Below are 13324 nucleotides of genomic sequence, written 5' to 3' on the forward strand. Positions count from 1 at the left end.
AGCTCTTCCTTTCCATCTCTTCGATTCAGCCGAATCGCAAAACCATCACTGCCCGTTACGCGGTAAGTCATCTCGCTGACTTTCCGGCCCCCCTTCCTCTCCGGCCTGCTCCCAGGTACCTGGCATCATCGGAACCTTTGGGCCACCGCCGAATTCGTCGCCGGCCAGCGCCGTCAGCCCGGCGGCCCGCTGCACCGTCTGCCTGGGTATGGTGCCGGCGTAGCCGAACGTGCCGGCGCCGCGCTCGGACGCCTGCGCGTCGTCGCCGTTCCAGATGGGATCGACGGCGGAGTCCATGTCCAGGAACTCGTCGCTGTGGTCGTGCAGCGGTGCGCGACGCCGCCGCTTGGCCCGGGCCGCTGCGCTGCTCACCGCGGCCGCTCCGGCGGCGGGAATGGTCGCGGCTGGCGCCTTGGCCGCGGTACGGCCACCCACGGTCGGACCCAGACTCGGCCCCCAGTCATCCGGTCCGGCAACGGCATACGGGAAAGCCGCCGTCGCCGGGGCGGTCGCGGGCACCGAACCGGCGGGCGCACCCGCGGCCGGCGCGGACGCCGGCGCCCCGGCCGGACCCGCCACCGTCGAACCGAGTCCCACGGCCGGGAAGCTCTGGTGCTGGGCGACCGGCATCGGCGCAGGCGGCGGTGCCGCCGCCGGGACCTCCGGAACCACGTCCACGTTCAGCAGACTCAGGAAACCCAGACTGGCCAGCCCGACGGCGAGCAGCGGGGGTGCCCACAGCGGCGCACTGAGCACCGTGCCCCAGGTACCCCAACCGACCGGCTGGAAGAACGCCTGGTAACCCAGCGCGAACAGCAGCGGCCCCCAAGTGACCAGGGCGGCCTGCGGGTTGGTGGCGAAGTCGATGATCATCTGCTCGATGGCCGGCAGCGGATTGGACAGGAAGTCCCACAGCAATTGGCCGTCGGGCAGCGTCAGCACGTAGGAACGCAGCAGGTCCACGATGATCTGCAGGATGTTGAACTGCGAACCGGCGTCGGCGGCGGGTGCGGCTGCGGCGGCCTGGGTGACGTCGGCCGCCGATGCTGCCTCCGCACCGGGGTTGACGATGGTCGGCGCCGCAGTGCTGCGGGGCGCCGAGGCCAGCGCCGTCCCCGCGGCCGCCTGGTACAGGCCCATCGTGGCCGCGGCCTGCAGCCACATCCGCGTGTAGTCGGCTTCGTTGAGCGCGATCGGGATGGTGTTGAGCCCGAAGAAGTTCGTCGCCACCAGCACGCCGTGCATGACGTGGTTGGCGGCCAGCTCCGCCAGTGTCGGCATGGCCCCCAAGGCGGCGGTGTATGCCGACGCCGCGATGTCGTGCTGGGCCGCCGTTCCGGCCGCATCGGCGCTGGCCTGTTGCAGCCACGCCACATACGGCAGATGTGCCGCGGCATATTGTTCGGCGGTCGGCCCCTCCCACGAACCCGCCTGTACTCCGCCCACCAGACCGCTGAGTTCTGCTGCCGTCGCCGCGTATTCGGCGCTGAGCGCGTTCCAGGCCCCGGCGGCCGCCAACAGCGACGCCGGTCCCGGTCCACTACTCAGCAACGCCGAATGCACCTCAGGCGGCGATGCAATCCAGATCGGCCCCAGGGGGGAGCTCATGGTCAGCCGCCCGCGATCCCGTAGGTCGCAGCGGCCGCCGCGTCACCGGCGAGGTAGCTGGCGCCCGCCGTGCCGACACCGACACCGGCCCGGCCCAGCTCTTCGACACCCTGCGCCGCGACGGCGGCGTGCTCCTGGCCCTGGGCGCTGAACCCGGCAGCGGTCTGCAGCGACACGGGGTCCGCGGCCGGTGGCACCACCGCGGTGATCAGCGGCGCCGCAGCGGCGTGCGCCGCCGCCAATCGGGCGGTCAAGGCTTCCACGGCGGCGCTCGCGCCGGCCAGTCCTTCAGGAACTACTCGCAACGCCATTACTGACTTCCTTTCTGTTGCGTATCACCGAATATCGCGGCTGCACCGACGAGCGGATTGACCAACTGGATGAAGGTCGGGTAGTCGCTGTCGGTGAGGAGCATGGCGCGGCCGGCGGGCAGCCGGCTGAACCGCTGGCCGCGAATCTTGCCGCTGTCCTGTGGATTTCCGGCCAGCATCAGGGTGGTCGCCTGCAAGTCGTTGAACCGGCGCAGCAACGGATTGGTCATCAAGCCGTGTGCCGACCCCGAGGCACGGCCGGTGACGATCACCCGCAGTCCCAGTTCGCTGGCCTGGCCGAGCAGACCGATCAGCGGGGTCCACGGTCGCTGCCCGAGGTAGGGGCCGCTGGTGGCCGGTGAGTCCGGGATCTGATCGACGTCGTCGATGATCAGGTAATGGGTGTGGCCGGACGGGTGGTCGGCTGACTGGTCCCGGAAGTTCCAGCGGGACAATTCAGCCGGCGACAGGCCCGCCGGCGGACGGCGCGATTCGATGAGGTTGGCCAGCCCGATCATCGCCGGGGTGATCCGGTCGATGTTGGCCGTGTACTCGTTGTCGGCGAACAGCGGCTCGTCCACCAGGTGCAACCGGCGGTCCAGCACGGTGAAGGCCACCTGGTCGGCGGTCGAGTTCTCGCGGATGGTCCGGATGATGTGGCGCAGCAGCGTGGTCTTGCCGGACTTGCTGTCGCCGAACACCATCAGCAGCGGGTTCTCGACGAAGTCGTGGACCACCGCCGCAAGGTCTTCCTCGCGCTGGCCGAGCACGACCCGTTCCGGTCCCCGATACAGCGCACCGACCGCTGCCGGCGTGAGGTCGGTGGGCAGCAACCGCACCGGCGGTGCGGCCTGGCCCGGGTAGCGCGCGTTGATCGCGGGGATCTCGTCCAGCTCCGGTTCGGCGAACAGGAAATGCTGGGCGGCCATGGTCAACCCCCGACCCGGCTGGTCGTGCGGCACCGCCTCGGCCGGGCGTTGCAGCGCTCCGGTCACCCGGACGTTGCTGTCGCGCGCGTCGTGCAGCTTGAGCTCCAGGCGCAGGCCCAGCCCGTCCCGCATCGCCAGCGGCACCTCCAGCCAGCTCGGCGTGGTGATGACCACGTGGATGCCGTAGGCCAGGCCGACGTTGACCAGTTCGGTCACCTTGGCCAGCAACGGGTTTCGAGTGTTGAACTGGTCGGTGTTGTCGCGGCCGAAACCGTACAGGTTGTCGATGACCAGGAACACCTCGCCGAACCCGTCGTCCGCGAGACCGGAGTCCGGCGCGGCGTGTTGGCCGTTGCCGGGACGGTCGCGGAACGTCTCGCGCTGCTGACGCGACAGCAGCAGCTGCTCGAGCTCGCCGAAGGTGCGCCGGATGCGTTCGGGCTCCAGCGCCGAGGCGACACTGCCGACGTGCGCCAGACCCTCCAGCGCGCGCAGCTGACCGCCGCCGTAGTCCAGGCAGTAGAACGTGACGTCGCGCGGCGAGTGCAGACCGGCCGCCGACATGATGAACGTCTGCAGCGCAGTCGATTTCCCGGACTTCGGACCACCGTGGATGACCATGTTGCCGGCCGACGAGGTCGCGTCGAACACCAGCGGGTCGCGCCGCATCTCGAAGGGCTTGTCGACCTCGCCGAGCGGCCAACGCCACTGCCGGGGCGGTATCCCGGCCCGGGCGAGCACCGAGGTCAGCGGGATCGGCTCGTCCAGCGGCGGCAGCCAGAGCTGCGGTGCCCGCGGCCCGTAGGCGGCCAGCTGCTCGCCGATGGTCGCGATCAGCTTGCGCGGCGGACCGGCCGGTTCGTCTTCCTCGATGCCGGAGATCACGGTGCCCGGGTCCGGCTCCACGGCGCCGGCCGTGAACAGCTTCGGTTCTGGAGCTGACTGCACGACAAGGGTTTTGGCGGTCTGCGGCGGCTCGTAGATGCCGTCGACGTAGGTGGACCGGAACTTGATCGGGGTCGCACCCGGCGCGGGCACCAGGAACCCGATGCCTTTGTGCTCCTTGCCCGATTCGATGTGGTAGGCGTCCTCGACGCCGATGATCTGCCGGGACACGCTGGGGCTGGCCACCTTCAGACCGATCCGGTACGAGGTGTTCTTGTCGATGTCCTTGATCTTGCCGACGTCCAGGGTCTGCGACGCGAACAGGATGTGGATGCGGAACGAACGGCCCTTGCGCGCGACGTAGTCGAACAACTCCGCGTACTCCGGGTGATCGGCCAGCATCAGAGTGAATTCGTCGGCGACCACGAAAAGTGTCGGCACGGGCGGTAAGTCGTGCCCGGCAGCCTGCGCCGCCTCGTACTCGGTCACCGAGTTGAACGCGCTGCCCTGCACCCGCCGGCCGGCCTCGCGCAGCAACATCTCGCGCCGGGCCACCTCGCCGCGCAGCGTGTCGGCGAACCGGTCGGCCAGCGACTTCTTCTCCGCCATGTTCGAGATGACCGCGACCACCTGCGGGAAATTGCGGAAGCTGTCGGCCCCGGCTTCACCCTTGAAGTCGGCGTAGATGACGATCAGGCGGTCCGCGGAGTGAGTGGTCAACAGCGACAACAGGATCGACATCAAGGTCTGCGACTTGCCCGAACCCGTCATACCGATCATCAGGCCATGCGGACCCATCCCGCCCTCGGCCTCGTCCTTGAGGTCGAACATCAGCGGCTCGCCGGTCGCGGTCACGCCGATCGGCACGCGCAACTCGTCGTCGCGGCGCCGCGGTGCGAACAATGCGGGCACATCCAGCCGGGACGCATCCGGAATCCCCAGCAGCGTGGTGAAATTCGCCCCGCGGGTGGCCGCCGACCGCAGCCCGGTGTGGGTCGGGTTGGAGTCCCAGCGGGACAGCCGACGCGCCAGGTGCGACGCGTCCTCGGCCCCCAGTCCGTCGGCGGAGTCGATGTAGGGTTGCCAACCGCCGGTCTGCCAGCGCTGGATGCCGCCACCCGCGATCCGCAGGATCGGCTTCTCCGGGTCGGAGTACTGCTCGCGGTTGGGCTGTGTGGCCGAGATGTGCAGGACGGTGACGCCCGCGCGTCCGACGGCCAGCGTGGACGCGGTCAGGTCGTAGTCCGGGTCATCGACGACGATCAGCAGATGCCGCAGGGCGTCGACCGGCTGCCCGGTGAACGCCGGGCGGTCCTCCAGCGCCGGCGCCAGCAGCTCGGCCAGATCGTCGGCATCGGTGGTGAGGTAACGGGCCGGGCCGACGCCGTCGACCTGGCCGGGAATGTCGACGTGCGGCAACCACTTCAACCACGACCAGTCGGCACTCTCCAGATTGCGGGAGGCCAGCGCGACACCGAGCACGGTCGGGTCATGCCAGGTGACCGCGTGGGCGATCCACGCGCGTACCGCCGCGTGCACGTCCGGCTCGCCGCCATCGGGGCCGGGCAGCACGCTGATCCGCGAGACCTTGCTCAGGTCGATACCCGTCGGCACGTCGGCGACGGTCCGCTGGGTGTCGAGCAGGCTACGTAATGCGCTGTGCGACACCGGTTCCAGGTCGATCTCATCGGCGATGTCATTCACCCGCAGCGTGGTGGTGAGCGGCGCGGAGTGGCGACCGGCGCGCAGTACCAGGAAGTCCGGGTCGTGGGGGTCACGCTCCCACTGGCGCCGGGAACCGGGCACCGCGGCCAGCGCCCCGGGCTCCGGATGCGACCACTGCGCGGCGGCGCGCTGCTCGGCGGCGGCGGCCCGGATGTTGTCCCGGACCACCGACAGGTACCGCAGGTAGTCGGCACGTTCTGCGTCGACTTCCTCGGTACGCATCTTGTTGCTGTCGCCGCGGTAGAGCGCGGTGGCGGCCAGCAGCAGCACGAACGGGAAGAACAGCGTCTGCGGCGAGATCAGCCGCATGCCGGTGGCGAACAGCGCGACGATCATGCCGACGATCAGGATGCCGATCAGGTACGGCATCGCACGCCGGAACAGCGACGGCGGGATGACCCGCGGCAACTCCGGCGGCGCCTCGATGGTGATGGTGCCCTTGCGGGCATTCGGCGGCGCCAGCCGTCGGCGTGCCTCGAAGATCAGTCTGCTCATCGGGGCTCCCCTTCGGCGGATACCGGACGGCCCGGTCGGCTGTCCGGCGGCAAACCGTCATGCGCCAACAGCGCATCGGCGCGCGACAGCGTCGGACCTGCTGCGAACAAGGACAGGATCGACCACGGGATGGCCAATGGCGGCGACTGCAGCCCCAGTGCCTCAACGGCTTTGCCGTTGGTCCCGGACCGGTCAGACTCGTTGTCGATGCCGTACCGCACCCCGGTGTCGGAGACCCAGAACAGCGAGCCGGTCGCCGGCGCCGCCGCACCACCACCCACCGTCTGGGTGAAGTATCCGGTGCCCGGGGTGAGCGCGATCTTGGCCCCACCCCCGACCAGATCGACGGTGCGCACGCCCTCGGCCACCGGCAGTGCCGAACCCGACAACAGGGTCAGGGAACTGGTGGCGGCGCCGGACGGCTTGCTCCAGAAGGCACAGGCGAGCGGGTTGCTGGCCGCGTTGACCAGGGTGACCGGCTGGGCGGGGTAACGCGAGGTGTCCAACATCCGCGAGACGGGCAGCTTGGCCACCTCGTCGGCGGCCAACCGCGGCGGTTGTTGCAGGCCATAGGAATTGGTGTTGCGCAGGATCGAGGCCAACACCGGCGAGATCGGCTGCAGACCGTCGGGCAGTACCGCGTAGAAGGTGTCCGAGCCGGCCCTGTCCAGCGAATAGGCCACCACCACGCCGCCGATCGGGGCGGGGACGGGGTAGCCCGCCGGGGCACCGGCGTTCGGGATGGGCGGCGCCGCCAACGGCGCCGACTCCGGAATCGCATTGAACAGTCCGGCCGCAACCGGCCGCGGCGCCGGCACCTCGGTGCCCAGGCCGAGCGCGTTGGTGACCGCATGGTCGGCCAGGTTGATCTGGCTGCGCTTGCCTTCCCACAGCAGCCAGGTGCCGTTGCCCCCGGAAGCGGCTGCGTCGACCAGGATCACCTGCGTCGGACTGATCGCCGCGGCCCGGGTGCCGTCGGTCTTCGGTTGTCCCGCAATAACAGTCACACCGGTGCTGCGGGCGCCGCGCCCACCCTGCCCGGTGACGCCGTCGCACACCGTCCAGGCCGCGTCGCGGGAGCTGCTCTGCACCATGCGCTCCGGGGCGCCCGGGATGCCGATCAGGTTGCCGCGCGCAAACCGGTCCAGCTCAGCACTTTTCACTGTGGTCGGGTTGACCGGCTGACCGGCGATCAGCCGGGCGGAGGTCAGGTTCAACACCGGGTGCAACTGATCGCCCACCCGCACATACAGTGCGGCCGTGGACCGGTCGGCCAGTACCACGTTGTTGCCGACCTGCCCATTGGGCCGGATCAGCGAGAACACGAAGCAGCCGATCAACCCGGTGATCAGCAGCAGCACGCCCATCATCACCGCGCGCGACTGGGTGCGCAGCGGGTCGACCAGCATCCTGGTGTCGTGCAGCGCGATCCCAGAAGCGATGCGGCGCATCACAAATCGCCAACCTGTCACCTGGTGCCGGGTGACGAAACCGCGCCGATATTCCACCTTGTCGGGGTGCTCGTTGACCGGGGTGCGAGAGGTGAACGAACGTCGGTCGTCCGCCCATTCGCCGTCGGCGTCGTTCTTGCTCATGCCGGCACCGACAGTCCCAGCCCGCGCAACAGCGGGGCCACGGTGTTGCCGACATCTTGTGCGGTGATTGTCATCAGGTCCTCATCGGTGAATTCACCCGTACCGGCCTGCTCGGAGTGGTCGAGCCGGAATTCGCGCTCCTCTTCCGACCGTTCGACGATGTTCCGGACGAACCGGCCGTTGCCCGCGATGTCGAGGCTGCGCCGGCTGATCCCGTTGCTGTCCGGCGAAGACGTCTGCGCCAGGTGGGTGAAGAGTCGCTGCATGTCCTCCAGCGCGGCCGGCTCGAATACGCTGTCCCGTTGCTGCGCCATGAGATTCGCGATCTCGGTCAGCTCCGCCGGCTGGTAGGACGGGAAGTCGATGCTGCGGGTGAACCGCGACCGCAGACCCTCGTTAGTGTCGAGGAACTTGTCCAAGTCGGCTCGATATCCGGCGATGATGACCACCAGCCGGTCGCGGTCGTTCTCCATGCGCGCCAGCAGCGTGTCGATGGCCACCAGGCCGAAGTCGTTCTTGGCGCCGGTGGCCACCAGAGCGTAGGCCTCGTCGAGGAACAGCACGCCGTCCAGGGCGCTGTCGATGATGGCGTTGGTCTTGGCTTCGGTTTCGCCGATGTGCTGACCGATCAGGTCGGCACGGTGCACCTCGCGGATGTTCTCGCGTTTCAACAGCCCCAGGCCGCAGTAGATCTTGGCGACCACCCGGGCAATGGTGGTCTTACCCGTTCCGGGCGGGCCGGCGAACACCAGGTGGTGGGTGCGCTGCGCGACGGTCAATCCGCGCTGCTGGCGCAGCACCGCCATGGCGACCGAGCTCTTGAGCCGGGAAACCTGGTTCTTCACCTCGTCGAGACCGATGAATTCGTTGAGTGCCACCTCAGCCTCGGCCAGCAGGGTCGCCTTGCGTTCGCGGGCACCCGGGTCCACGAAGTCGGCGTCGCTGGGCTCGGTGTCGCGGTTCCACGGGTCGGTGCGGGCTTCGATACGCGCCGCGGTGGTGGTGACCATCCCGAAACTCGGGTCGGACAGCGCCTGCTCGATCTCCTGGTTCTCCGGGTTGGCCGCGTAGAGCTCGTGCAACACGTCGCTGGCCGCTTCTTCGTCCACGTGTGCGCGCAGCGCCAGCGCCTTGGCCAGCGCGCCGTCGACCGCGGCCACGGCGATAGGGCCCTCGGGTTCCTCGAGGTAGGACAGCGCCGGAGCGAACATGCCCAACCGGGCCAGCGAGGTGCCCAGCGCGATCTTCACCGCGTGCGCGAAGGCCTCGTCCAGGTCGGTGTCGTTGACGATCGGGGTCAGCAACTTCACGACGTCCGACCAGCGCTCCGCCCGGTAATTGATGACGACCGCGATCCAGCGCGCCTCGCGCGACTTGGGCCGGCGTTCGACGATGCGGCTGACGATGTCGTAGGCCTCGGCGAACTGTTCTTCGGAGGCCAGTGCGGCCGCGTAGGCCAGGTGGAAGTCGTCCGCGGTGGTGGCCCGGAACTGCAGGTACAGGCCGGTGTCGTACCGGTAGCCGAGTGCACCCGGGGTCAGTTCCACCTGTCGTTGCAGCACACCGGCCGTGGCCACGGTGCGCGAAATCTGTTCCAGCACACGCTTGGAGGTGTCGCCGGAGGCCGCCAGGCCGATCCAGGCGTCGCACTGTTCGTGCGCGATCCGGGTCAGCGCGCTGAAGCCCGAGCGGGCCGCGCTCAGGTCGGCGGGACGTTGCCGCTCGTAAACCGCGATGCCCAGGGCCCGGCAGCAGGTGGCGAACCTGCTGATCACGTCTTCGTCGACCCTGCTGTCGGTCCGGGAGGGTCGGGGTTCGGCCGCAACCATGCCCGTCGACAGGCCCGACCGACCACCTATGTCACCGCGTTCCACGCCCCCGCCTTCACCTGAGGTTAAGATCTCCATTGGCAGACTCCGCCCGTTAGCCCCCCGAAGTTAGCATTCCCTAAGCTAACTGTCGAGGCGGTCAATTGCGTGCGCTTCACCACACCAACTCCCGTCTCAGCCCTCTGACCAGCGAGTCTTCTGCTCTTCGCGGCCGAACGACGCCCAGCCGCCCAGCTTACTGAATATGGTTTTCATTAACAACGGCGGGGCGGAGCGGTGCCAGAACCGTTGCAGCGGCGCCTTTCGACACCCGGTGTTACGACTTCGCAGCACTCACCAGCGTGATGCGGGAGAACATCGGCGTGGCCTCGGAGTCCGGGCCGGGGACGGGCCGGCCCACCTCACGCAGGTAATCGTTCAGCGGCGTACCGACCGCCGTCCAGCCGCGCCGACCGAACCATTCGGTGGCCGGGGCGCATTGCTCGTTGTAGACCAGTTGAAAGAAAGGACGCTGACCGGCATCCGGATCGGCGCGTTCTGCTGCCACCTTGGCCTCGTATTCGTCTCGGGGCAGCGGGGCGCCTTCCTCGATCGCCGCGTGACTGCCTGGACCGGCCAACGCGTCGATCCCGGTGAACAGCGCCTCCTGGGCGGTGGCCGGCAGATAGATCAGCAGACCTTCGGCGATCCAGGCTGAAGGTCGTTCGGGGTCAAATCCTTTGTCCCGCAACGCTTGTGACCAGTCGTCGCGGAGGTCGACGGCGATCTCACGACGTTCGGCCCGCGGCTGCGCACCGTGCTCGGCGAGCACCTGCCGCTTGAAGTCGAGGACTTGCGGCTGATCGAGCTCGAAGATCGTGGTGCCGTCCGGCCAAGGCAACCGGTACGCGCGGGAGTCCAATCCGGCCGCCAGGATGACCACCTGCCGCACACCGGCCGCGGCGGCGCGCTCGAAGTAGGCATCGAAGTACCTGGTGCGGCAACCCTGGAAGTTGACGAAGTGCTGACCGAAGTCCTCGCTCTTCAATTCGTGGTCGGGATCCCTGCCGTCGAGGACATCCGCCCACGATCCACCGACCGCACGACAGAACAGCTCCGCGTAGGGGTCGACGACGAGCGGATCGGCCTTCTGCGCCTCCAACGCCCGCGCGGTTGCCACGAACAGTGCCGTCGATCCGACACTTGTGGTGATGTCCCAGCTGTCTCCGTCACTGCGCACCGGGCCGACCTTACGCGCGGCCGGGGTTCCAGCTGTTCGGCAGCATCGGGACCCGGGGGCCGCCGCCGTACTCGTCGCCGGCCAGGGCGGTCAGCCCCGTCGCATCGTCGGCCGACTCGTTGCGAACCGTGCCGGCAAAACCCAGCTTCCCCGCCCCCCGGTTCGACGCGAAGGACTCCGGTTCGGCATCCCAGTCGGGGTCGACGTCGACATTCATGTCGGCGAATTCGTTGCCGTGTTCGTGCAGCGCCGTCCGTCGGCGCCGCTGCCGGCGCGCCTGCTCGCGTGCCGCCGCGGCCGCGGCCACGACAGCCGCATCGGGCTCTGACGCTTTTCTGCTGGCGTAGGCACCGGCACTCATACCGGAGCCGAACCCGACGCCGGGTCCCCCGCCCACCAGGAAGGGGAAGCCGCCGCCGGCGACCGGAGCCGGCGGGGGCGCCGACGGGGCACTGGTGACCGTGGCTGTTGCCGTCGCGGTGGTAGGTGCCGGGGCGGCCGACGCGGGCGCCGATGCGACGACGGACGGGGCCGCGGTGCCGACGGCCGGCAGTACCGGCGCGGCGGCGACCGGGGGGACGATCGCGGCGACGACGGGGGCTGGAATGGCACCGAGCCCCGCGAGCCCGGCGAAACCGGTGGTCGCACCCAGGTTGGCCACGGCGCTACCCATTGCGGCCGCCAGCAACTGCGGCGACTGTAGCAACGGCGCAAGTTGCGCAAGGTGCGTCGGCCAATCGAATTCGGCGAGCTCGACGACGTATTCCAGCGCCCCCGCGGGATTGGTGAACAGCTGCTGGACGAAGGTTTCGAACTGCTGACCGAACTCCAGGGAACGGGCGACCCACCAGATGGGCTGGGTCGCGTCGGTGATGTCATGCATGTGGACCCCGTTGAGGGTCTCCTCGAGCGGGTCCCAGTTGATCTGGCCGTTGGTCAGCGCGCGCAGCAAGTCCGCGACGAGGAAGTCCAATTGGGTCGGGTCGCCGTGCTCGTGACCCTCGTGGCCCTCCTCCCCCTCGTGTTCGTGGCCGTCTTCGTCCTCGTGCTCGTGCTCGTCGTGCACGATCTCCGGCGCCGGCGACGTCACTGGCGTCGCCGCCGCTGCCGCACCCGAGAGGGCGTCATAGGTCGCCATGGTGGTGGCCGCCTGCACCCACATCCGCGCGTAGTCGGCCTCGTTGAGCGCGATCGGGATGGTGTTGATCCCGAAGAAGTTGGTCGCGACCAGCACGCCGTGTATCGCGTGATTGGCCGCCAGCTCCACCAGCGTGGGCATGGCGGCCAACGCGGTGGTGTACGCGGCCGCCGCCGTCTCGTGCTGGGCGGCGGCGCTGGCGCTGTCGGCACCGGCCTGCGTCAGCCAGGCCACGTAGGGCGCGTGGGCGGCGACATACTGCGCGGCACTCGGCCCCTCCCAGGCCCCGCCCTGCACCGCTGCCAGGGTGGCCACGAGTTCGTCGGCCACCGCGGTGTACTCGGTGCTCAGCGCCGTCCACGCCGCGGCGGCCGACAACAACGGTCCCGGTCCGGGCCCGCTGCTGAGCAACGTCGAGTGCACCTCAGGGGGTGACGCCATCCAAGACATGCATCAGCCAACCATGTTGATGAATATGGTTTTCATTATCGGCCATTCGACACCATATGCGCGCCCTGCGCAAGTCCTGCGCAGCGTGCGTCAGGCGGTATTCGTCGCCGACCGGCAGGCGTCGACGTCCGCGTTCCTGCCGTGGGGCCGACGGCCGGCTACACCAGGGGACGACCGGCCTTGATTCGGCGGTCGAGATCCCACAGCAACACGTTGAACGGGAACTGCCGGACGACGCGCGGCAGCAATCCGTTGCCGATGCGCACCACCGTCATCAGCTGGTCGAACAGCAGTTGCCGGGTGCGGTCCCACGGGAAGCCCATCTCGTCCCGGAACTTCTGCGGCAGGAATCCGGTGGTGATCAGCAACGCGAGACTTTCCGGGAGCGCGGTCACCACGCCCGGCAGGGGCAACTTCTTCAGGCGCGCGACGGCGATCGGGTACAGGTACTCCCGTACCGCGTCGTCGATGTGCACCAGCTCCAGTGATTCCTGCCAATACCGGTCAAAAGCGGCCCGGTCGGCCGGCCACATCTCCGGCGGCACCTGCAACGTGGTGCCCAGGTTCATGCCCTCGCGGTAATGACGCTCGGCGTCGGCTTCGCTCAGTTCCCCGACGAACGTGCGGTGCACATCCACCGCGCCCTTGTACAGGCAGGCAGCCACCCACAGCTGCAGGTTCGGATCGAAGGCGTTGTACTGCACCGGGCTGTCCGGTGCCGAGCGAATCTGGGCGTGTACCCGGTTGACCGCGCGCCGGTAGGCCGCCTTCTGGCTGTCACTGCCGGCGGTGGCAACCGCCAGATAGGTGAATGTGGTGCGGGCCCGCTTGATCGGGTGCAGATCTACCCGCCCGCTGTCGACCGGGCTCTCCATCACGCCGTAGCCGACTCCGGGCCGCGCCAGCTGCATGATCACGTTGGCCGGTCCAGCCAGCAGCGCGACGCCCATCATGCCTTCGTCGATGCCCGGCCGGCGCTTAGGGACGGATCTTCGATCCCTGCGAGCCGGCTCCGCGATGGTCCGCTCGACGTGTTGCAGGGGCTTAGCTACCCCTTCGAGGATGGCCATTCCACGACCTTTCCGGTCCCGCGGGGTCCGCTAATTGTGCGTACCCGTGTTTCCAGATATTTGTCGGTAC

At 68.8% G+C, this 13324-nt stretch carries 8 protein-coding genes; all 8 read right to left on the reverse strand.

The genetic code is table 11. The features are described 5' to 3' along the window. Window positions 1-45 precede the first annotated feature (45 nt). The 8 genes from AC5Y5Z_RS22970 to AC5Y5Z_RS23005 all read right to left on the reverse strand — a co-directional run bounded on the left by AC5Y5Z_RS22970 (window position 46) and on the right by AC5Y5Z_RS23005 (window position 13254). On the reverse strand, window positions 46-1608 hold the full coding sequence (locus AC5Y5Z_RS22970) for a PPE family protein (protein WP_463828710.1): 1563 nt from the start codon (window positions 1606-1608) through the stop codon (window positions 46-48). A 2-nt stretch (window positions 1609-1610) separates the two neighbouring features. Beyond that, a complete protein-coding gene (locus AC5Y5Z_RS22975; protein ID WP_463828709.1) occupies window positions 1611-1919 on the reverse strand; it encodes a PE family protein in 309 nt (102 codons plus the stop codon). Next, complete coding sequence (gene eccCa, locus AC5Y5Z_RS22980) at window positions 1919-5953, reverse strand: type VII secretion protein EccCa (RefSeq protein WP_499927749.1); 4035 nt, start codon at window positions 5951-5953, stop codon at window positions 1919-1921. The genes AC5Y5Z_RS22975 and eccCa overlap by 1 nt, the downstream gene beginning before the upstream one ends. Continuing rightward, window positions 5950-7548, reverse strand: a complete 1599-nt coding sequence (eccB, locus tag AC5Y5Z_RS22985; RefSeq protein ID WP_463828707.1) for a type VII secretion protein EccB — start codon at window positions 7546-7548, stop codon at window positions 5950-5952. The genes eccCa and eccB overlap by 4 nt, the downstream gene beginning before the upstream one ends. Beyond that, window positions 7545-9422: a type VII secretion AAA-ATPase EccA gene (gene eccA, locus AC5Y5Z_RS22990; RefSeq protein ID WP_473140245.1), complete on the reverse strand. Its 1878-nt coding sequence runs from the start codon at window positions 9420-9422 to the stop codon at window positions 7545-7547. Before eccA ends, eccB begins: the two co-directional genes overlap by 4 nt. Window positions 9423-9693: 271 nt before the next feature. Beyond that, window positions 9694-10596, reverse strand: coding sequence for a class I SAM-dependent methyltransferase (locus tag AC5Y5Z_RS22995; RefSeq protein ID WP_463828706.1), 903 nt, complete (start codon window positions 10594-10596; stop codon window positions 9694-9696). Window positions 10597-10606: 10 nt separating this feature from the next. Beyond that, window positions 10607-12175: a PPE family protein gene (locus AC5Y5Z_RS23000; protein WP_499927752.1), complete on the reverse strand. Its 1569-nt coding sequence runs from the start codon at window positions 12173-12175 to the stop codon at window positions 10607-10609. Between the two features lie 167 nt (window positions 12176-12342). After that, window positions 12343-13254, reverse strand: coding sequence for an oxygenase MpaB family protein (locus tag AC5Y5Z_RS23005; protein ID WP_463828704.1), 912 nt, complete (start codon window positions 13252-13254; stop codon window positions 12343-12345). Between the last annotated feature and the right edge of the window lie 70 nt (window positions 13255-13324).

The organism is Mycobacterium sp. NGS29 (assembly GCF_059812965.1).